The sequence below is a fragment of the Pseudoxanthomonas sp. LjRoot206 genome (assembly GCF_056175725.1).
In genome coordinates this window covers 211,117-231,508 of the sequence record NZ_JBGFFI010000004.1, presented here as the reverse complement: position 1 = coordinate 231,508, position 20,392 = coordinate 211,117, and the positions used below count along the sequence as shown (strand labels likewise).

Below are 20,392 nucleotides of genomic sequence, written 5' to 3'. Positions count from 1 at the left end.
CGCCGCCGGTCAGCCGGCGTCCGCGTCACTGTCGCGGGCGTCGGGCGACTGGCGCGCCACGATGCTGGTGGCGGTCAGGTCACCGGTGACATTGCCGGTGGTGGCGAACACGTCGGGGATGGTGTCCACCGCCAGCAACAGGCCGAGCGGTTCGATCGGCAGGCCCATCGACTGCGTCACCGGCATGACGGTCGCCATGAAGCTCACCTGTCCCGGCAGTCCGATCGAACCGAGGCTGATCACCACGGCGAGCGCCGCGCCGGCGGCGAGCGTCACCGCGTTGATGTCGATGCCGTACGCCCATGCCACGAAGCAGGCGGCGACGACGTACTGGATCGGGCTGGTGATGCGGAACAGCGTGACCGCCATCGGCAGCACCAGCGCGGCCACCGCGCGCGGATGTCCCAGGCGGAAGCGCGCGCTCTCGACCATGGCAGGCAAGGAGGCGAGCGAGGATTGCGTGCTGGCCGCCACCACCTGCGCCGGCAGGATGGCTTTCGCGAAGGCGAGCGGCGACTGGCGCGCGAACACCGCGACCAGTACGTAACAGATCAACGTCGCGCCCAGGTACATGCCGCACTGCAGGGCGATATAGCCCGCCAGCGCGCCGATCACGCCGATGCCGGCCTGTGCGCACACTGCGAGCACCAGCGCGAACACGCCGATCGGCGCGGCCAGCAGCATCCATCGCACGATCACGATCATGGTGTCGGCGATGCCGTGGCAGAACCCGATGATCTGGGCGCGGCGGTCTTCCTGCACGCGGGTGAGCGCGAAACCGAAGAACAGCGCGAACACGACCACCGGCAGCATCGCGCCCTGCGCCGCCGCCATGATGGCGTTGCTCGGCACGATCGATCCGATCCAGTCGGCCAGCGCCGGCGCGGCGACGTCGCCGGACGTCGGCAGCGTGCCGTGCAGCGTGGCCGTCAGCGCCTCGCTCGGTGGCACCATCGCCAGCACCAGCGGCGCGACGATGGCGGCGTAGGCGGCGAACAGCGACAGCAGCAAGATGAACACCACCATCGCCCGACGCGCGACGCGACCGGACGCAGCGGCGTCGCTGGCGGTCGCGACCCCCAGGATCACCAGCGACAGCACCAGCGGCACCACGGTCATCTGCAGGCCGCTGAGCCACAGCTTGCCGATCGGCTGGGCGATGGCGACCGCGGTGGCCGCACTCGTCGGCGACCAGTGGGCCAACGCCAGCCCCACGACGGCGCCGGCCGCCAACCCGAGGAGAACGCGCGCAGTGGCGCCCGGCCACCTCATCGTGCCGCCTCCGGCAACTGCCATTCGTGGGTGAGGCGGGCGTACTCGGCACGGGGCAGCAGCACGAAGACAGGACGTGCATCCGGACGCAGCCAGGCCAGCAGGTCGTCCATCGTCCCCGCCGCCATCGCGGTGCAACCGGCGGTTGGTTCGCCCGGCGTACGCCACAGGTGCGCGAAGATGCAGCTGCCGGCGCGTGGCGTGGCCTTGGGGTTGTGGCCGATCACCAGGCCTTCGCGATAACGTTCGTCGCCCTGGTTGTGCAGGTCCAGCCGCATGGGCTCGGTCGAGCCCTTCGCGGCCGCCTCGCCTTCCATGCGCGTATCGATGATGCGGTTGTACAGCGGCGAATCAGGAACATCGATGCAGTAGCTGGTCGCCTGCATCGCGCGGTAGGGCATGGCGGTGTCGGTCTTGGCCGCATAACCGAACGCTTCGCCGAGCGTGAACACGCCCGCCGGAGCGCGGCCATCGCCCTCCTGTTTCTGTGGTCCCTGCGCCTGCGCGGGATGCAGGCCGAGCCCCCACGCTGCACCCTTGCGTCCTACCGAGATCGGGGCCGCTGCGGCGACCGCCTGCCAGCGTCCGTCGCGCAGCTCGAAGCGTTGCAGCGTGCCGGTCGTCGCGTCCCAGCCGTCGGTCACCACCAGCACCAGCTGGCGTGCGTCGCGCCAAGATTGCGAGGCCGGCGCCGGTGCCTGGGCAGCGGCGTGGACGCCGGTGCCGAACAGGACGGCGCCGAGCACGAGCGAGCGAATGCGGGGAGACAACAACGAAGGCAGGGGCATCACGACTCCAGCAGGTGATGGATACGCTCGAGATTGATGGCGAGCTGGCGGTTGCGGTCCGGATTGGTCTGGCACAGCAGCACGAAGACGAAGTCCAGCAGCGACTGCAGCGACGAGCGGTACAGCAGCTGTTCCACGTGCGGCGCCGGGTCGTGCGCCGAGATCACCAGCGCCGCGTCCGCATGCGCGCGCAGCGGGTTGGCGGTGTGGCGGGTGATCGAGATGACTTTGCCCTCGCAGGCCTGGAACTGGCGGCTGACCTGCGACAGTTCGGGCAGCTTGCCGAACTCGGAGAACATCAGCAGCACGTCGCCCGGACGTGCCGCCGACAGGTTGGCCATCATCAGGATGGGGTCGGCGTGGTGCACCGTCAGCAGGCCCAGCAGAGAAAGCCGCATGGCGAACTCGCGCGCGAACAAGCCGTCGTCGCCCAGGCCGCAGACGAACACCTTGCCGGCATGGTCGATCAGTTCGACGATCGGTTCGATGTGCGTGCGCGGATTGAGGCTGCGCGTCTCCTCCTCGGCCGCCATCTTGCTGCGGCGAAGCCCTTCCTGCAGCTGCTGGTAGGCATCGCCGGCCTCCGCTTTCTCCGCATCCGGCGGTTGCGTCTGACCATTGCCATTGCGGGCGACCGCTTCGCCGATGGTGTACTTGAGGTCCGGATAGCCCTTGAAGCCGAACTTCTGCGCGAACTTCACCACGCTCGACTGGCTGATGCCGAGCGCGCTGGCCAGCTGCTGCGACGAGTAGTCGCGGAGCAGGTGCGCGTTGTCGAGGATGAAGTCGGCGATGCGGCGCTCGATGGCCGACATCTGGTCGCGTTCGGAGCGGATCTTCACCAGGGATGTTGTCATGGCATGAGTGTGATGGCGGTGGACGGTGCTGACAACGGGCCATCGCCACCGGGCTCAGCCCGGCAGCAACTCCAGGCCACGGATCTCGCGGATGCCCAGGCCGGGCGCGTCGGTAATGGTGATTTCCGACTCGTTGAAGATCACCCCGCCCTCGACCGGGTTGAACTGCCCCAGCGACGGGCCGTCCAGATCCACCTTGGTGATGACGTTGGCCTTCGCCGCGGCCACGTGCACGGCGGCGGCCACGCTGATGCTGGTCTCGATCATGCAGCCGATCATGCATTCCACGCCGTACAGCGACGCGATGTCGGCGATGCGGATGGCGTTGGAGATGCCGCCGGTCTTCATCAGCTTGATGTTGATGATGTCGGCGGCGCGCATCTTGATCAGGTCGATGACCTCGGTCGGGCCGAAGACGCTCTCATCCGCCATCACCGGCGTGTGCACGCGGTCGGTGACGTACTTCAGGCCGTCCAGGTCCCGCGCCCTTACCGGCTGCTCCAGCAACTCCAGCACGACGCCGGCGTCCTCCAGGTGTTGCATGGCGAACACCGCCTGCTTGGCGGTCCAGCCCTGGTTGGCGTCCAGCCGCAGCAGGGCGCGGCCTTCGACGGCGGAATAGATGGCCTTGACGCGTTCGATGTCCAGGCCGATGTCCTTGCCGACCTTGATCTTCAGCGACTCGAAGCCGCGCTCCACCGCGCTGATCGAATCGGCCACCATCTTGTCGATGTAGTCCACGCTGATGGTGATGTCGGTGGTAATGACGGGGTCGCCGCCGCCCAGCATCTTGTACAGCGGCGCGTCGTAGAGCTGCGCCCACAGGTCGTACACCGCGATCTCGACTGCGGCCTTGGCGCTGGTGTTGCGCTCGAGCGCGGTCTGGATGAGGTCGGTGATGCGGTTGAGGTTGGCGACGTCCTGGCCGATCAGGCGCGGGCGGATGAACTTGCCGATGGCCTCGATGATCGACCCGTGCGTGTCGCCGGTGATCACCGCCGTGGCCGGCGCCTCGCCGTAACCGACGTGGCCGGTGTCGGTCTTCACGATCACCACGATGTCTTCCACCGTGTCGACGGTGCGCAGCGCGGTCTTGAACGGAGTCTTCAGCGGCACGCGCAGCATGCCGAAGGTGATGTCGGTGATCTTCATGGAGCCCCTTGGGGACGGATGCGCTGGATGGCGGTGATGCGGTCGACGGTGGACTGCTCGCTGTTGAACAGCAAGGGCTCCAGCGGAGTGACCGCCACCGAATTGAGGCGCGTGCGAACGACCTGCCCGTCGGCGCCGCGGTAGGTGATGCCGGTGGTGTCGTGGATGGTGTAGGTGGTGCCGTTGTCGTGGCCGATCACCATCATCACGTGCCCGGGGATATAGACCAGGTCGCCGACCTGCAGCGTGCGCAGCACGGCCAGGCGCTTCTCGTGGCTGTCGCCAGCCTCGAAGCCGACGCGCTCCAACGCCGGGCTGACCGCCTGCGCACTGGTGTTGCGCGGCAGGACGATGCCCATGCTGCGGTACACCTCGGACACGAAGCCGCTGCAGTCGCGGCTGTCGTAGCTGTGGCCCCACCCGTAGCGCTCGCCAAGGAACTTGAAGCTCTGGCGGAGCAGGTTGGCGGCGGTGTAGGGCAGGTAGTCCGGTGCGACATCGGCGGTCCGCGGCAGCAGCGCCGGCAGCAGCGCGAGCGCGCCGTCGGCGCGGCGTACCGGCAGCTGGATGACGTGGGAGGTGTAGGGGTGCTGCCCGTTCACCGGTTTGTCGGCCGGCCAATCGGCCAGCACGGGAACGCGCACGCCCATGTCGAGTTGCAGCGCCGACAGGCCCGGCTCTTCCGGGTTGTAGACCGTGCGCGCGGTGGCGCCGGTCACGACCAGCGCGGGTGTATCGGCGCCGTAGCCGAGCACGGTGTCGCGGGTGCCTTCGCCGACGAACCGCTTCTCGATCCACGCGGCATACAGCGGGCTCACCACGAAGTACCAGTCGCCATCGGCGCTGGTGTGCGCGATCACGACCGGCGTGCCCGGGAACAGCGCGCTTTCCTGGAAGCGGTCGATGTCGGTGTCGCCCTGACTGCTGAAGACGCGTTGCCGGGTCGGGAAGGTGCGGAGGTCGGCACGATGCACGACCAGGCCATAGCGCGCCGGGGCAGTCGCGGCGACGGCATCGACCGCCGCATTGGCCGCGATGGCTGCCAGTTGCGGCTTCGCGATCTCGCGGCCCTGCTCGTCGTACAGCGTGCGGGTCGGGGGAGCGGACAGCGGATCCAGCCAACCGCGTACCTGAGCCCGGGTGAGCTCCGTGGGCAGGTGCTGCAGCACATGGGCGTGGCGGTCGCTCTGCCACAGACCGGCGTTCTGCTTCGCCACGCCGGCGGCATCCAGTCGCAGGCGGTCCGGCGTGGCCAGCCGGCGGATCCAGTCCTCGGCCTGGAGATGCCGGTCCTGCACGCCGATGACGGCATGGGCGGGAACCGGCAGGGGGCCGCGCGCCTGGGCGGGCAGGCCGGTAGCCAACAGGCCAAGCAGGGCGAAGGCTTTCCAGCGCCCCGCCGACGTGGATCGGGCGGTCACGCGTGGCCGGCCCGGGGGCCGATACGGCATCGATGCGTTCATCCACTCCCCTCTGTCAGGCCCGCCCTCCAACGATGACGCCATGTCGGGGGCGGTTTCCACAAGAATATTTATTTCTTCCTTCATAAAAATCAAGAATAAATTATTGACCCTTGTGTTTATGCCGTGTTACACAGCCGTGACCGGTCGGCGTGGGGATGTGCGACGTGGATGCCAGCAGGAGCCAGCACGTGGTGACAGGACGCGGCAGGCGCGCCGGACGCCGGCTGGCCGCGTGGCTGTCCCTGCTCGGGTGGCCGATGGTACTCCCGCTGCCTGCCCTGGCCGAGGCGGACGACCCCCTGGCCGCCATCGTCGCGGACATCGACCAGGGACGTTTCGGCGACGCGGAAGCCGCCATCGCACGTGCCTTGGCGAGCCGGGATGCCGATACCGCCGGCCGTCAAGCGCTGCTGTTCCAGCGCGAGCGCATGCGCCGTATCCGCCTCGACTTCTCCCTCGACGCCGCAGCCGTACGAGAGCGCATCCGAGCGCAGGTGCCCGACCTGCACGAAGACGAATTCCAGCGTTGGGACCGTGACGGACTGATCGAGCGGCTGGATATCGATGGCGAGCCGCGCTACTTCAACCGCTCGGCCTCCAACCTGTTCCGGCTGAGTGCGGAGGCCGCCGCGCGCCGCGCGCCGCCGGTGCTGCCCTTCGTCCAGGGGCCCTACGAAACGCTCCATCGCCATCATCGCGACGTCGTACAGGTCGCGAAAGCGACGGGCGCGACCAGCACGCTGCCGCGTCGCGTGCGCATCACCCACAGCGTCAGCGTGAAGCCCGACGCGGTGCCGGCGGGCGAGACCGTGCGTGCGTGGCTACCGTATCCCCGTGCGATCGCGGGACAGCAGGAAGCGATCGCACTGGTGGCGAGCGAACCAGAGCGTCCGCAGGTGGCGCCGGAACGCGCGCTGCAGCGCACCGCCTATCTCGAGCGACCGGCGGTGGCCGGCCAGCCGACGACCTTCTCGGTGACATACGAAGTCACCGTGCATGCGCGGCACGTGGCGATCGATGCGGCCCGCGTGGCGCCGGTGGTGGCCACGCCGGAGCTCGCGCCCTTCCTCGACGAGCGCGCGCCGCATGTTGTCTTCGGCGACGACCTGCGCCGTTTCAGCGAGCAGGTCGTTGGCGACGAGAAGAATCCGTACCGCATCGCCCAGAAACTGTTCGCGGCGGTGGACCGCATCCCCTGGGCCGGCGCACGCGAGTACTCCACGATCAGCAACCTCAGCGACTACGCGTTCCGTGCGGGCCATGCCGACTGCGGGCAGCAGACGCTGCTGCTGATCACGCTGCTGCGGATGAACGGCATTCCCGCGCGCTGGCAGTCAGGCTGGGCGTACTCCGAAGACGCCGAAGGCCACGACACCATGCACGACTGGGGCGCGCTGTACCTCGCGCCGTACGGCTGGGTGCCGATGGACGTGACCACCGGCCAGCTCGCGTCGGACGACCCGGCGCTCCGCTGGTTCTACCTCGGCGGGCTGGACGCCTACCGCGTCGCGTTCAACGACGACTACTCGCGAGAGTTCATCCCCGCCAAGCGGCACGTGCGGTCCGAAACCGTGGACCTGCAGCGCGGCGAAGTCGAATGGAGGGGCGGAAACCTCTACTTCGACCAATGGGATTACCGGTTCGACTGGACTGTGTTGCCGCGGGACGGGCGCGGCTGACGCCACCACCACACGTTTCCACCACCATCTTTAGCAGGAGAGAGCGGGGATGAAAGGCAAGGTTCTGAAGAAAGCGGCGCTGGGTATCGCGCTGGGCGCGTGCATCGCCACGATGGCGCCGCTGGCGATGGCGCAGAGCGCGACCGGCGCGGTCGCGGGCCGCGCGAACGCGGGCGATCAGATCACCATCGTCAACACGGCGACGGGCGCCACGCGTACCGTCACGGTCGAAGGCAACGGCAGCTATCGGCTGACCCAGCTGCCGATCGGCGACTACAGCCTGCAGGTGAAGCGCGCTGGCGAGCAGGTCGGCCAGAGCGTTTCGGTCAATGTGGCGCTCGGCGGTACCACCACCGTCAATCTGGGTGCGGAGGGCAATCTCACCAATCTGGACGCAGTCGAGGTGAAAGGATCGCGCGTCATCAATCGGGTCGATGTGTACTCGACCGAAGTGGCGACCAACATCGACCGCCAGGAGATCGCACGCCTCCCGGTCGAGCAGAGCCTGAGTGCCGTGGCGCTGGTCGCGCCGGGCGTGATCGGGGGCAATTCCTCGTTCGGCGGAATTTCCTTCGGCGGCTCTTCCGTGGCCGAGAATTCGGTCTTCATCAACGGACTGAACGTCACCGACTTCTACCGGAGGCAGAGCTTCTCGTCCGCCCCGTTCGACTTCTTCCAGGCATTCCAGGTCAAGACGGGCGGATACTCGGTCGAGTTCGGCCGCAGTACGGGCGGCGTCATCAATGCCGTGACCCGGCGGGGCAGCAACGAGTTCGAAGGCGGCGTGACCTTCACCTTCGAGCCCAGTGCCTGGAAGTCGAGCGCCGACGACCACCAGTTCACGGACGTCGACTCGCTGGGACGGCCTTCGCCGGTGTATTACCGCAACAGCCGCGACGACAGCAGCTTCATGAAGGGCAACGTCTGGGCATCAGGACCGCTGGTCAAGGACAAGCTGTTCCTGTTTGCGATGTACGAGCAGCGAAAGACGGATTCCGAGTATTACCTGGGAAGCAACTCGAGCTGGAACGAGGGTGCCAGCGACAATGGCTTCTGGGGCGCGAAGCTGGACTGGAACATCAACGACGATCATCTGCTCGAACTGATGGCGTTCTCCGACGAGGCGGAGACGATTACCGACGTCTATGGTTACAACTGGGATGCCGCCACGCTGGGCGCCTTCACCGGGTTCAACACGTCGCGCGGTGGCGGCACCAGCGGATCGGCCACCTATACGGGACACTTCGGCGACAACTTCACGGCCAAGGCGCTGTATGGTTTCAATCGCAGTCAGGCGGTGGCGTTTTCCGCCGCCGATGACCTGTGTTCGCAGGTGATCATCGATTCCAGCTACAACAACGTCTACAACGGGATGGGGCGTCCGCCCGTCAGCTGCCATCCTACGACGGGCACGGCCGTGGTAGACCATCAGGACGAACGCAAGGTCGGCCGCTTCGACTTCGAGTGGACACTGGGCGACCACCTGTTGAGGTTCGGTCTGGACCGGGAAGAGATGACCACCGACCGGACCACGTTCTATCCCGGACCCGATGCGACGCGTTACACGATCTACTCGCGCGTTCCGGGTACGCCGTTGGACAACGGGGCGACCGTGCCTGCGGGGGTAACGGCGATCGTCATGGGCCGCAAGCGCGCCGACGGCGGTGTATTCGAGACCACGGCCAATGCGTTCTATGTCGAAGACATCTGGAGCGTCGCACCGGGGCTGATCCTCAACCTTGGTCTGCGCGTGGACGCCTTCGACAACAAGACGGCCGCCGGTGGCAGCTTCATCAAGATGGACGATCTGGTCTCGCCCCGCGTGGGCTTCTCGTGGGACATGCGCAATGATGGCCGGATGAAGTTGTTCGGCAATGCTGGGCGCTACTACCTGCCGGTCACCAACAACATCAACTACACGTTCGCCGGCGGCCTGACCGATGAGTACACCTATTGGGCGCTCAACGGTTTTACTCCCGCCACCAATCCGGTCACGGGCTCCGCCTACATGGCGCCGGTGCTCGGCGCGCAGATCGGACCGGTGGACGACGACATGAACGTCACGGTCGGTGACCTGAGGCAGAGCGTCGATCGCGATCTGGAGGCGGTGTATCAGGACGAATTCATCCTCGGTTTCCAGAGTGTGCTTAGCCAGACATGGTCGTGGGGCGTCAATGCGACCTACCGCAAGATGGAGCGTGCGCTCGACGACGTCCGCATCAATGCGCTCTGCGGTGTACGCCATGGCACGCTGTTCCCGATCGCGAACCCGGGTGACGAGCTGACCCTGTGGGGAACCACCGCGATGGGCTGTGCACAGGACGGCTGGGTCACCATCGATACGTCGAAGGAGGGCTACATCACCGTCGGAAGCAATCGCATCATCGGGTACAAGGAGCCACGCCGCACGTACAAGGCCGTCGAGTTCCAGATAGACCGCGCGTGGGACGACAAGTGGGCCTTCAACGCGTCCTATCTCTGGTCGAAGCTGGACGGCAACCACGAAGGACCGGTGAACTCGGATACCAACTACGGTGACACCGGCATGGTCCAGCACTGGGACCATCCGGCGGTGAACGAGCGCTATGGCGATCTGTTCAACGATCACCGGCATCAGATCAAGCTTCGCGGCAGCTACAAGCTGAGCGACATGTGGAGCGTCGGCGCAACGTTGACCGCACAGTCGGGTGCGCCCATCACGGCATTCGGCGTGAGCTGGCCTGACGAGAACTTCGCCGTCGGCAGCTTCACCTCCGAAGGCAGTGGTGGCGGCTCGGGCTGGATCTGCGTGCAGAATTGCGGTGGCGCCTACAGCCAGCGTGTCTACCAGTTCTCCGAACGCGGCGCATTCGGCCGTATGCCTTGGACGTACAACGTGGGTGCGAGCGTTGCCTGGACACTGCCGGTGGAAGGCATCGACCTGAAGGCGCGCTTGTCAGTCTACAACCTGCTCAACGACCAGGAAGTCATCAACGTGCGGCAACGCTATGAACGGGGCCCCGGCGACTATCGCACCACCTTCGGTACCGGCACGCGCTGGCAATCCCCGCGCTACGCCCAACTGGTCGTGACCTGGAACTTCTGATCGCGGCACGCCTGCCCCTTTCGTGTTTCTCCGGTGGCCTGCCGTTCGCGGCAGGCCTTTCTTTGTCGCGGTCGTCCGCGTCCGACCGCATCGTCCGTGCTATTCCTATGCACGGCGGCTCATCGAGGGTTCCATCATGACGAAGCACGTTCCGTCCGCATGCCGATCCGCGGCGCTCGCCGCGCTCATCCTGCTGCTGGGTGCATGCGCGCACTCCGGGCCGCGCAATCCGCTTGCCACCTGGGTGCCGTCGAAGAACTTCGACGAACGGCGGCCGGTAGTCATCGTGCTGCACTACACCGAACAGGATTCGGTGGAGCAGTCGCTGGATACCCTCCGCAGCCGCAACAGTGGTGGGCGTGTGAGTTCGCACTATCTGCTGGGCAAGGACGGCAAGATCTACCAGCTGGTCAGCGATTCGCGCCGTGCCTGGCATGCCGGCGCCGGTCGCTGGGGCGCGATCACCGACGTCAACAACGCCTCCATCGGCATCGAGATCGACAACGACGGCAAGAGCCCGTTTCCCGACGTGCAGATCGACAGCCTGATCGTGCTGCTGCGCGACCTGACGCAGCGACTGCGCATTCCACCTGCGCAGATCATCGGTCACTCGGATCTGGCGCCGTCCCGCAAGATCGATCCGGGCCCGCTGTTCCCGTGGAAGCGGCTTGCGGAGGCGGGCTTCGGCATCTGGCCGGCCGCCGGCGCCGGTGATCCGCCGCCCGGTTTCGACCCGTGGCTGGCGCTTCAGGCGATCGGGTATTCCGTCGACAACCGCGCCGATACGGTGCGCGCGTTCCACCACCGCTTCCGCGGCATGGACGGCACCGAACTGGATGCGGAAGACCTGCGCATCCTGCACGCGTTGACGGCGCCAACCGCCACGCCACCGCCATGAACAGGAATATTCAAGTCGGTTTTTTTGCAATGCAAGAATAATTTATTGACTGCGGTCATGGTGCGTGCTACACCGCCATCACAGGGGTTTGCCGGCAGGGGTGCCGGTGTGGTCCGTTTCAAAAGCAATCTGTGGTGCGCACCCGGGATGGGATGCGCGGCAAGGCGCGAATGGGGAGCCATCCGGGCCGGGGATCGACGAACGACCGCAACGCAGCCTGCATCGGCTGCCGGTGTCGGCTCCCGTACCGCGCGTCAGGCGTATCGCAGCCCATCACATCGGTCGCGCGCACCGCGCGTACAGACATTCAGAGGAGATCCGCATGCCCGCTCGACGTCCTTCGCTCCGGCCCACTCACCTTGCCACCGCCATCCTGCTGGGTCTGGCCGTTCCGGGCGTCGTGTTCGCGCAGGAGACGGCCGCCCCTTCCGGGAGCGCCCGCACCCTCGACACCGTCACCGTGACCGGTTCGCGCATCAAGCGCACCGACGTGGAGGCGGCGCTGCCCGTCACCATCATCCAGAAAGCGGAGATCGAGGCGCAGGGCATCACCTCGGCGGAACAGCTGCTGCAGTTCCTCAACGTCGCCAGTAACGCTTCGGACAGTCTTGCTTCCAACGCCGGCATCGCGCCGGCCGATCTGCGCGGCAACAACGGTGTGTCGGGCGCCAACCTGCGCGGCCAGGGCGCCGACGCCACGCTGGTGCTGCTCAACGGTCGCCGCGTCGCAACGCACGGCCTGCGCGGCCAGGCGGTCGACCTGAACTCGATTCCCTTCGCCGCCATCGACCGCGTGGAAGTCCTGCGCGACGGTGCATCCGCGGTCTACGGCACCGACGCCATCGGCGGCGTGATCAACTTCATCACCCGCAGCGACTACCAGGGCATCACGGTCAACGCGGGCTTCGACATCACGCAGGAGGGTGGCGGCAACATCTACACCTACAGCGTGCTGGGTGGTGCGGGCGACATCGACAACGACGGCTGGAACGTCTGGGGCACGATGAACTACCGCGAGAACGAGATCCTGCTGGGCAGCGATCGCGACTACTCGAACACGTTCCAGCTCAACCGCGGCCTGTCGCCGGACACGCGCGGTACGCCATTCGCCACGGTGTCCAACATCGCCGGCGGCATCATCAACGGCACGCTGGCCGATCCGGCCGGCGGTGGCGGACAGGCGCTGATCAACATCCTCAACCTGCCCGGTGCCGCAGGGTGCGAAGCGGGCGGCGACATGATGGGTCCGTACGCCTACCGGCTGTGGGGCGTTCCCAATTCCAAGTACGCGTGTGCCTGGGACTATCCGGCCGCGCAGGTCATGCAGCAGCCGCAGGAAAGCCTGCAGGCGCTGGGCCGCGCCACCTTCAAGATCGGCGAGAACCATCGCTTCTACGCGGAGGCGATGGCGTCGCGGTCAGAATCCAACCGCCAGTTCGAGGCGCAGCAGATCACCTCCAGCACCTCGACGGCGGCGTCCGCACTCGGTCCGAGCACCTGGTTCCCGTACCAGCCCGGCAACGCGCAATCGCTGGCCACCTACAACATGGTCTACAACGCGCTCGCCAGTTACTTCGGCCCCACGAACCTGGTCTACGGTCGCCCGATCCCGTACCGGTGGCGCTGCGAAGTCTGCGGTCCGCGCCAGATCGAGACGACCACCAAGGCGTATCGCTTCCTGGTAGGCATGGACGGCACGATCGGCAGCTGGGACTACGACGTCGGCCTGTCGCGTGCCGCGAGCGAGGCCGAGTCCGTGCTGGGTAGCGGCTACTACTTCACGCCGGGCTTCAAGACGGCACTGGGCAGCGGTTTCCTGAATCCGTTCCTGATGCCGGGCCAGCAGCACGATCCGCGGGGCGTCGAGATGCTGCGAGCCGCCTCGGCCGCCGGCGTGCGCCTGTACGGCGGCGAGTCCACGGTCACGACGCTGGATGCCGCGTTCTCCGGCGGCCTGGGCTTCAACCTGTGGGGTGGCGAAGTGATGGCGGCGGTCGGTGTCGACCTGCGCCGCGAAGAGTTCGAGTTCGGCTCGACCAAGGACGGCATCGTCCTCGACAACAGCTACATCTTCGGTGCGCCCTTCGACGCCACCAACAACCTGCCCAAGGTGTCGCGCGACGTGAAGGCGGTCTACGCCGAAGCCTTCCTGCCGATCGTGGACAGCCTGGAGGTGAGCCTGGCGGTGCGCCGCGACGATTACGACGGCTTCGGCAGCACCATCAATCCGAAGTTCTCGTTCAAGTGGCAGCCGATCGATTCGCTGGCCTTCCGCGGCGCGATCAGCGACGGCTTCAAGGTGCCCGAGTTCACCAAGCTCTTCAGCGGCGTCACCTCCAGCCCGTACACCGGTTTCGACCTGGTCGATCCGGCCAGCTGCCCGAGCGGCGTGGCCAGTACGACGGTGCCGGGTTGCGCGGCCATCCAGCCCGACATCCTCACCGGCGGCAAGGCCGACCTGAAGCCGGAAACCTCCGACCAGAAGAGCTTCGGTGTGGTGTTCGCGCCCAACGAGCACTTCAATGTCAGCCTCGACTGGTGGGAGATCGAGCGCACCAACACCATCCGCGTGCCCAACCAGGCCACGCTGGTCGCGAATTACGACCTCTTCGCTGCCAACTGGATCCGCGACAGCAGCGGCCAGGTGGTCGCCATCGATCGCCGCTTCATCAACTCCGGTGGCACGCTGATCAGCGGCGTCGAGCTGGACGCCAACCTGATCGGCGACTTGGCCGGCGGCACCTTCCGCGTCAATCTCAACGGCAGCTACATCGACAGCTTCCAGGAGAAGCCGCTGGAAAGCCGTCCGTATGGCCCGAACCAGGTCGGCAAGTACATCCGTTATTACAATCTGCCGCTGAAGTGGAAGCACATGCTGAGCTTCGCGTGGGCCAAGGGTGACTGGTCGCATACGCTGACGCAGATCTACCGCGACGGCTACAAGGACGAGTTGCCGGTGAGCGTGGTCAACGGCAGCTTCATCCCGGAGGACTGGAATCCGGATGTCGACGACTACATCACCTACAACTACAGCCTGGGCTGGACCGGCCTGGAGAACGCCAAGTTCACCTTCATCGTGCGCAACCTGCTCAACGAAGATCCTCCGTTCACCGCGCACCAGAACGACTTCGCGTCCGGTGCCGCCTGGGAACCGCGCGTCGCCGATCCGCGCGGCCGTTCGTTCGCGCTGATGGTCGAGTACAAGTTCGACTGACCTGATCCGCTTTCGGATCGATCGAGGAACCGGGTCTCCGCCACAGCGGCGGAGACCCGCCTTCATGCGGGGCGCCGCTTTCGCGATCCCGCGAATACCCGAGCCTTGCCATGAAACACCTTCTCGCCTGTCTCGCCCTGCTGGCGCCCGTCGCGCATGCCGCGACGGATCGCGATGCCATCGATGCGGCCGTCGAGCAGACGTTCGAGCACTATCGGCTCCCGGGACTCGCAGTCGGCGTCATCCGTGATGGCGAGGTCGCGTACACGCGCACGCTCGGTGAGCTGCGGGCCGGCAGCGGCGAGAAGATCGACAACGACACGCTGTTCAAAATCGCCTCCAACAGCAAGGCGATGACGGCTGGTGTGCTGGCGCGCCTGGTCGATGCCGGCAAACTGAAGTGGGACGACCCGGTCACGAAGTATCTGCCGCAGTTCCGCATGCACGACCCATGGGTCACCCAGCAGATGCAGGTGCGCGACTTGCTGATCCACAACAGCGGCCTGGGCCTGGGTGCGGGCGACCTGATGCTGTGGCCGGAACCGAACCGGTTCACCCGCGCCGACATCATCGCCGGGCTGCAGCACCTCAAGCCGACGCACAGCTTCCGTGCCAGCTATGCCTACGACAACCTGCTGTACGTGGTCGCGGGTGAAGTCGCGGCCGCTGCCGGTGGCGCCCCTTACGAGGAACTGGTGAAGCGCGAACTGTTCCAGCCGCTCGGCCTGTCGCGCTGCCAGGTAGGCGAATGGAACCGCGCGGACGTCGGCAACGTGGCGCAGCCGCACATGCGCACGGCGCAGGGCAACCGCGTCATTCGCGAGGACGCGGACGTCGTGCCGAACGTCACCTCGATGGCGGCCGGCGGCATCCGCTGCAGCCTGGACGACATGCTCGCCTGGATGCGCATGTGGCTCTCGCCGGACGCGACGCCGGCATGGCTGTCGCCGGCGCAGCGCAAGGCGGTGTGGACGGCGCACATGCCGATGCCGGTCAGCGCGCGCATGCGCGCCTGGGACAACAGCCACGTCTCCGCGTACGGCTACGGCTGGCGCCTGTCGGATGTCGATGGCGTGTGGAAGGTCGCGCACACCGGCACGCTGGCGGGGATGTACTCGTCGGTCATCCTGTTGCCCGACCGGCGCACCGGCATCGTCATCCTGCTCAACGGCGAAGGCGAAGCGGCGCGCACGGTGCTGGGGCAGGTACTGACCAAGCAGTTCACCGCACCCCAGTCCTCGCCCACGGTGGTGCACTACGCCACCCTGCTGGAACAGGAGCGCGCCAGTGAGCGAGCTGCCGAACCGAAGCCGGATACGCGCCAGCGCGCGATTGCCAGCGCGCGGTCCCTGGCGGCGTGGACCGGGCATTACCGCGATCCCTGGTTCGGCGACGTATCGCTGTGTCCGGACGGCGATCGCGTGCGCTTCGCGGCCGCACGTTCGCCGATGCTGACGGGCACGGTGATGCGCGTGGGCGAACGCTGGCTGGTGGACTGGGACGACGACAGCGTGGATGCGGAGCCGTGGCTGCACTTCGCCGCCACGACGGTGGACGGCGACGCCGGACTTACACTGTCGCACGTCGATCCGGACGCGGACTTCAGCTACGACTATGCCGATCTCGATTTCCATCGCACGCAGGCATGCCGCTGACATGCGGTGCGCCTGGCTGCTGCTGTGCGTGCTGCCGTGGCTGGGTGCCTGCGCTTCCACGCCGGGCGTGCAGGTCTCTCCGGCGCAGGACGCTGCCGAGGTGGATCTGGTCGACGCCGCCAGCGTCGTGCCCGGGCTGCGGCAGGAGATCCGCTATGCCGGTGGCAATAACTTCGTCGGCACCCCCGTCACCGGTTACGAGGCGCCGAAATGCCTGCTGCTGGCGCCGGTCGCGCAGGCGTTGGCGCGCGTGCAACAGGACGTAGCGCGCGACGGCCTGTTGCTGAAGGTGTTCGATTGCTACCGCCCCGTGCGCGCCGTGCAGCACTTCGTCCGCTGGGCCCGCGATCCGGCCGACCAGCGCACCAAGGCCGCGTACTACCCGAACCTGGAGAAGGCGAGCCTGCTGGACGGGTATATCGCGGAAACCTCCGGACATAGTCGCGGCGCGACGCTCGACCTGACCCTGGTCCGCTGCGAAGGCGACGCCTGCGTGGAACTCGACATGGGCACGCCGTTCGACTTCTTCGATCCGCGCGCCAACACCGCGCATGTCTCGATCACCGACGACCAGCGGCGCCATCGCGACCGGCTGGTGCAGGCGATGGCGCGGCACGGCTTCCAGAACTACGCGATGGAGTGGTGGCACTTCACCTTCCGTCCAGAACCTACCCCACGCACCGCCTACGACGTTCCGATCCGATGAGTCCTTCTCCTTCTTCCCCCTTGACGGCCGATGTCGCGGTGATCGGCAGCGGCATCGTCGGCCTGTCGACGGCCCACCACCTGCTGGATCGCGGGCTGTCCTGCGTACTGATCGACGCCAGGGGACCGGCCGGCGAGACATCGTTCGGCAACGCCGGCTCGATCTCGGTCGGCAATGTCATGCCGCAGTCCACGCCGGGCATCGTCACCAAGGCGCTGCGCATGCTCGCCAACCCGCTGGCGCCGCTCAAACTGGACTGGGCCGTCAGTCCGTCCTACGCACGCTGGCTGCTGCAGTTTCTCAACCAGGGCCGGTTGCAGCACGTGCTGCCGATCATCGATGCCCTCAACGCGATCAACACCGCCTCGCGCGGCGCGTGGCTGGACCTGGGCGACCGGATCGGCGCGAGCGAACTGATCGGCCACACGGGCTACCTGCACGTCTACAGCGAGGACGCCACGTTCGCGAAGGGCGAATGGGAGCGCGGACTGATGCGCGAGCGCGGCGTCGCCTTCGACGTGCTCGATGCGGCGCAGCTGCGCGATCTCGAACCCGGCATCGGCGCGGGCTTCCAGCGCGCGGTGTTCCAGCGAGAATCGCTGGCGATGCGCGATCCGGGTGAATTCTGCCGCCGGCTGTTCGACGACCAGCGCGCGCGGGGCGCGTCATCGCTGATCGCCAGCGTATCGGCCATCGCGAAACGGGACGACGCGTACCGCATCGATACCGACCGTGGTCCCGTGCATGCCGGCCGCGTGGTCGTGGCCGCCGGTGCGTGGAGCAATGCGCTGCTGCGGCCGTTCGGCCTGAAGATCCCGGTGATCCCGGCACGCGGCTATCACCTGATGTACCCGCAGGCCCCGGCGGTGGTGCAGCGTCCGACCCTGTGGGCCGAGCGCTACATGGTGGTGTCGCCGATGCAGGCCGGCATCCGCATGACCAGCATCAAGGAACTGACCGCGCTCGGCCGCGATCCGCACTACGCGCTGATCCACCGGCTCGATCCGGAAGCACGCAAGCTGTTCCCGGGCATTACAGGCGGACCGGTCTCGGAATGGGCGGGCAACCGTCCGTGCACGCCGGATTCACTGCCGATCATCGACCGCGTGCCGGGCGAAGGCATCTTCGTCGCGACGGGTCACGGCCATCTCGGCCTGACCCAGGGCCCGGTCACCGGCAGGCTGGTCGATCAGATGATGGCCGGCGACACGACGGATATTCCGCTGGCGCCTTACGGACTCGCACGTTTCGGCTGACCGCTACCGGTCGAGGGAATCCTTCATTTTCCTGGCGATCTCCAGCAGCGCCAGCGCGCTGCGCTCCTGCGCCTTGACCAGACGCGTCGCCAGCACGATCAGGTAGATCGCGATGCCGATGAGCGTCAGTACGTAGAGGGTCATGAAGACGATCGTGGGCGTCATGTCGCAGGGTCCTTGGCTGTGCCGATACGGTCCGGCGAGGTTAGGGGACGCGCCCGCGAGCGTCCACGCCGCCGGTCATGCGCCGCCCGCGAACCCGGCCTGCCGCCACGCTTCGAACACCACGACCGCGACCGTGTTGGACAGGTTGAGGCTGCGGTTGTCGGGCCGCATCGGCAGGCGGATGCGCCGGTCTTCCGGCAAGCCGTCCAGCAGCTCCTGCGGCAGGCCGCGCGTTTCGGGGCCGAACAGGAAGGCATCGCCGGGCGCGTAGGCGGGCTGGTCGTGGCGCACGGTGCCGCGCGTACTCAGTGCGAACAGGCGCGCGGGACGGATGCGCTGCAGGGCCGCATCGAGCGAGGCGTGGACCTGCAGCGTGGCGTATTCGTGGTAATCCAGGCCGGCGCGCTTGAGCTGCTTGTCTTCCAATGCGAACCCGAGTGGTTCGATCAGGTGCAGCCGCGCCCCGGTGTTCGCGCAGAGGCGGATGGCATTGCCGGTATTCGGGGGAATTTCCGGCTGGTACAGCAGGACGTCGATGTCCAGGGTGTCGGTCATGGCGCGCATTCTACGCGGCGCTGCACGACCTCACGGGCGGGTGTTGCGGTGTTGCTCCGGCCGCAGCCGGCTTGCGCGATGACGCAGGTGGAACGTGTGTTGCCTGCGAATCAGCGCGAAGCCAGCTGGCCGGCCAGGACGCCCGCCTGCACGGCGATCTGCTGCATGTCCTCGGCCGACGGACGCACGGTGACCACCGGCATGTCGACGACGCGGACCGCCTGCTGGGCGACGAACTGGGCCAGGTCCTCGGCGGCCGGCGTTACGGTGACCGTGGCCAGGTCGACGATCTTGGTGTCCTTGTAGGTGTTGTAGTGGGCCAGGTCGGCGGCATCCGGCGCGACGGTGACGGTGGCCAGGTCGACGACACGGGCAGCCGGGGCGGCGACGTTGTGGTTGTTGTCGGCGTGGGTGGCGGAGACGACCATGGCACCGGCGCACAGGGCGAACACGGCGGCGGCAGTCAGGGGGAGGAGGTTCTTGGCGTTCATTGTCATGCCTCTGTAGTGATGTTGTTGGGTGGTGTGGTAGTAAAGTAGTACACCTAGACGGAGCGATCAAGCAAAACTTTTCGTTTCGGTGAGTTGATTCAGGATTCAGTCAGGTTTCGTCTGGCGCTGCGCTTTCTTGTTCTTGGGGACGCAGAAACCATGCCAACCTTAAATCATTGATCCATCAATAGTTCTTGCCGCTTCCTGCGTGTCCGCTGTCCGGGTCGACTGTCCGTCCCGGTGTCCGTCTGCATGTATCAGGACGGGCGGACGTGTCCGTTGTGACTGGGAACACGCCGCTTCGCCCCGCATCCGGTCAGTCCGGTGCGCAAGTATTTGGATGCTGTTCAACTCGAAACGGTTGCGTCGCCTGCGGATCGGCGCGGCCAGCGTTCAGTTTCACCAGGGCAGCGGCTCGCCTTGCCAGTCCAGGAAGCGCCCGCTGTCCTCGGGCACGAGGTGGTCGATCACGTGCAGCAGGCCGGCGGCGGATTCCGCTACGGAAAGTGCTGCGTTGTCGCCGCCCATGTCGGTGCGCACCCAGCCCGGATGCAGGGCGACGACCTTGATGCCGCGCGACGCCAGCGCCTGCGACAGCAGCGACGTGGCCATGTTCTGCGCCGCCTTGCCGATCGCATAGCTCGGTGTGCGGAATTCCTGGCGCAGCGCGATCGAGCCGATCTCGGACGAGAGGTTCGCCACCACCGCGCCGTCGACGAGCTGCGGCGCCAGCGCCTGGGTCAGCAGGAAAGGACCTGCGGCATGTGTGTGGAAGCTGGTGTCCAGGTCACCGGCGGCGACCTGGCCGAAGCGCTCGCCGCCACGGAGCACGCCGGCATTGTTGATGAGCAGGTGCAGCGGCGCCTCGTCGGTGACCAGGGGCAACTCGCGCAGCAGGGCATCACGGCTGCGGGCATCGGCCACGTCCAGCGGCAGCACATGCAGGCGGCCCGGGTGCTCGCCGGCCAGGCGGTTCAGCGCCGTCGCCTTACCGGGGTGGCGGCAGGTCGCCACCACGTGCCGTTGGCGGGACAGCAGCTGGGACGCCAGTTCCAGTCCCAGGCCACGGTTCGCGCCGGTCACCAGGCAGTGCTTGCGGTCCATGTCACCTCCACGTGGGGGTCGGTGGCCATGGCGGAGCGGCGTATAGGCCGTT

Annotated in this window: 16 protein-coding genes; 7 read left to right on the top strand and 9 right to left on the bottom strand. The window is 66.9% G+C overall.

Annotated elements, in window-relative coordinates; genetic code table 11:
- Positions 1-9: 9 nt before the first annotated feature.
- From AC04MD_RS14095 to AC04MD_RS14075, 5 genes are read right to left on the bottom strand one after another with little or no spacing between them, the layout of a single operon-like run.
- Positions 10-1,272: a dicarboxylate/amino acid:cation symporter gene (locus tag AC04MD_RS14095; protein WP_475497902.1), complete on the bottom strand. Its 1,263-nt coding sequence runs from the start codon at positions 1,270-1,272 to the stop codon at positions 10-12.
- On the bottom strand, positions 1,269-2,060 hold the full coding sequence (locus AC04MD_RS14090) for a L,D-transpeptidase family protein (RefSeq protein WP_475497901.1): 792 nt from the start codon (positions 2,058-2,060) through the stop codon (positions 1,269-1,271). Before AC04MD_RS14090 ends, AC04MD_RS14095 begins: the two co-directional genes overlap by 4 nt.
- The gene (locus AC04MD_RS14085; protein ID WP_475497900.1) at positions 2,060-2,917 is read right to left on the bottom strand and encodes a MurR/RpiR family transcriptional regulator; all 858 of its coding nucleotides are present in this window, start codon (positions 2,915-2,917) and stop codon (positions 2,060-2,062) included. Before AC04MD_RS14085 ends, AC04MD_RS14090 begins: the two co-directional genes overlap by 1 nt.
- Positions 2,918-2,971: 54 nt before the next feature.
- Entirely contained in the window at positions 2,972-4,069 is a 1,098-nt protein-coding gene (locus AC04MD_RS14080; protein ID WP_475497899.1) for a dipeptide epimerase, read from the bottom strand.
- Positions 4,066-5,490, bottom strand: coding sequence for a C40 family peptidase (locus AC04MD_RS14075; protein WP_475497898.1), 1,425 nt, complete (start codon positions 5,488-5,490; stop codon positions 4,066-4,068). Before AC04MD_RS14075 ends, AC04MD_RS14080 begins: the two co-directional genes overlap by 4 nt.
- 299 nt (positions 5,491-5,789) lie before the next feature.
- On the opposite strand from AC04MD_RS14075, the gene AC04MD_RS14070 reads away from it, so the two are divergent.
- The 7 genes from AC04MD_RS14070 (at position 5,790) to AC04MD_RS14040 (ending at position 18,025) form a co-directional block, all read left to right on the top strand.
- Positions 5,790-7,211, top strand: coding sequence for a transglutaminase-like domain-containing protein (locus AC04MD_RS14070; protein ID WP_475498171.1), 1,422 nt, complete (start codon positions 5,790-5,792; stop codon positions 7,209-7,211).
- 49 nt (positions 7,212-7,260) lie between these two features.
- Positions 7,261-10,296 carry a TonB-dependent receptor gene (locus AC04MD_RS14065; protein ID WP_475497897.1) on the top strand — a complete coding sequence of 1,012 codons (3,036 nt, stop codon included), beginning with the start codon at positions 7,261-7,263 and terminating at the stop codon, positions 10,294-10,296.
- 136 nt (positions 10,297-10,432) lie between these two features.
- A complete protein-coding gene (locus AC04MD_RS14060; RefSeq protein WP_475497896.1) occupies positions 10,433-11,194 on the top strand; it encodes an N-acetylmuramoyl-L-alanine amidase in 762 nt (253 codons plus the stop codon).
- A gap of 322 nt (positions 11,195-11,516) precedes the next feature.
- Complete coding sequence (locus AC04MD_RS14055; RefSeq protein ID WP_475497895.1) at positions 11,517-14,408, top strand: TonB-dependent receptor plug domain-containing protein; 2,892 nt, start codon at positions 11,517-11,519, stop codon at positions 14,406-14,408.
- 110 nt (positions 14,409-14,518) lie between these two features.
- On the top strand, positions 14,519-16,063 hold the full coding sequence (locus AC04MD_RS14050) for a serine hydrolase (protein ID WP_475497894.1): 1,545 nt from the start codon (positions 14,519-14,521) through the stop codon (positions 16,061-16,063).
- Between the two features lies 1 nt (position 16,064).
- Positions 16,065-16,769, top strand: a complete 705-nt coding sequence (locus tag AC04MD_RS14045) for a M15 family metallopeptidase (RefSeq protein WP_475497893.1) — start codon at positions 16,065-16,067, stop codon at positions 16,767-16,769.
- Positions 16,766-18,025, top strand: a complete 1,260-nt coding sequence (locus AC04MD_RS14040; protein WP_475497892.1) for an NAD(P)/FAD-dependent oxidoreductase — start codon at positions 16,766-16,768, stop codon at positions 18,023-18,025. Before AC04MD_RS14045 ends, AC04MD_RS14040 begins: the two co-directional genes overlap by 4 nt.
- 3 nt (positions 18,026-18,028) lie before the next feature.
- Here AC04MD_RS14040 and AC04MD_RS14035 read toward each other — a convergent pair whose 3' ends face one another.
- The 4 genes from AC04MD_RS14035 to AC04MD_RS14020 all read right to left on the bottom strand — a co-directional run bounded on the left by AC04MD_RS14035 (position 18,029) and on the right by AC04MD_RS14020 (position 20,340).
- The gene (locus AC04MD_RS14035; RefSeq protein WP_475497891.1) at positions 18,029-18,190 is read right to left on the bottom strand and encodes a DUF8066 domain-containing protein; all 162 of its coding nucleotides are present in this window, start codon (positions 18,188-18,190) and stop codon (positions 18,029-18,031) included.
- A 75-nt stretch (positions 18,191-18,265) separates the two neighbouring features.
- Positions 18,266-18,745, bottom strand: coding sequence for a tRNA (uridine(34)/cytosine(34)/5-carboxymethylaminomethyluridine(34)-2'-O)-methyltransferase TrmL (gene trmL / locus AC04MD_RS14030; RefSeq protein ID WP_475497890.1), 480 nt, complete (start codon positions 18,743-18,745; stop codon positions 18,266-18,268).
- 110 nt (positions 18,746-18,855) lie between these two features.
- On the bottom strand, positions 18,856-19,236 hold the full coding sequence (locus AC04MD_RS14025; protein ID WP_475497889.1) for a hypothetical protein: 381 nt from the start codon (positions 19,234-19,236) through the stop codon (positions 18,856-18,858).
- A gap of 399 nt (positions 19,237-19,635) precedes the next feature.
- Complete coding sequence (locus AC04MD_RS14020) at positions 19,636-20,340, bottom strand: SDR family oxidoreductase (RefSeq protein WP_475497888.1); 705 nt, start codon at positions 20,338-20,340, stop codon at positions 19,636-19,638.
- Between the last annotated feature and the right edge of the window lie 52 nt (positions 20,341-20,392).

What these genes read in the sequence shown, in the direction of transcription:
- AC04MD_RS14095 (WP_475497902.1), bottom strand. Translation starts at nt 1,272, where the DNA reads ATGAGGTGGCCGGGCGCCACTGCGCGCGTTCTCCTCGGGTTGGCGGCC.
- AC04MD_RS14065 (WP_475497897.1), top strand. Translation starts at nt 7,261, where the DNA reads ATGAAAGGCAAGGTTCTGAAGAAAGCGGCGCTGGGTATCGCGCTGGGC.
- trmL (WP_475497890.1), bottom strand. Translation starts at nt 18,745, where the DNA reads ATGACCGACACCCTGGACATCGACGTCCTGCTGTACCAGCCGGAAATT.
- AC04MD_RS14060 (WP_475497896.1), top strand. Translation starts at nt 10,433, where the DNA reads ATGACGAAGCACGTTCCGTCCGCATGCCGATCCGCGGCGCTCGCCGCG.
- AC04MD_RS14040 (WP_475497892.1), top strand. Translation starts at nt 16,766, where the DNA reads ATGAGTCCTTCTCCTTCTTCCCCCTTGACGGCCGATGTCGCGGTGATC.
- AC04MD_RS14055 (WP_475497895.1), top strand. Translation starts at nt 11,517, where the DNA reads ATGCCCGCTCGACGTCCTTCGCTCCGGCCCACTCACCTTGCCACCGCC.
- AC04MD_RS14025 (WP_475497889.1), bottom strand. Translation starts at nt 19,236, where the DNA reads ATGAACGCCAAGAACCTCCTCCCCCTGACTGCCGCCGCCGTGTTCGCC.
- AC04MD_RS14050 (WP_475497894.1), top strand. Translation starts at nt 14,519, where the DNA reads ATGAAACACCTTCTCGCCTGTCTCGCCCTGCTGGCGCCCGTCGCGCAT.
- AC04MD_RS14085 (WP_475497900.1), bottom strand. Translation starts at nt 2,917, where the DNA reads ATGACAACATCCCTGGTGAAGATCCGCTCCGAACGCGACCAGATGTCG.
- AC04MD_RS14045 (WP_475497893.1), top strand. Translation starts at nt 16,065, where the DNA reads ATGCGGTGCGCCTGGCTGCTGCTGTGCGTGCTGCCGTGGCTGGGTGCC.
- AC04MD_RS14020 (WP_475497888.1), bottom strand. Translation starts at nt 20,340, where the DNA reads ATGGACCGCAAGCACTGCCTGGTGACCGGCGCGAACCGTGGCCTGGGA.
- AC04MD_RS14070 (WP_475498171.1), top strand. Translation starts at nt 5,790, where the DNA reads ATGGTACTCCCGCTGCCTGCCCTGGCCGAGGCGGACGACCCCCTGGCC.
- AC04MD_RS14035 (WP_475497891.1), bottom strand. Translation starts at nt 18,190, where the DNA reads ATGACGCCCACGATCGTCTTCATGACCCTCTACGTACTGACGCTCATC.
- AC04MD_RS14090 (WP_475497901.1), bottom strand. Translation starts at nt 2,060, where the DNA reads ATGCCCCTGCCTTCGTTGTTGTCTCCCCGCATTCGCTCGCTCGTGCTC.
- AC04MD_RS14080 (WP_475497899.1), bottom strand. Translation starts at nt 4,069, where the DNA reads ATGAAGATCACCGACATCACCTTCGGCATGCTGCGCGTGCCGCTGAAG.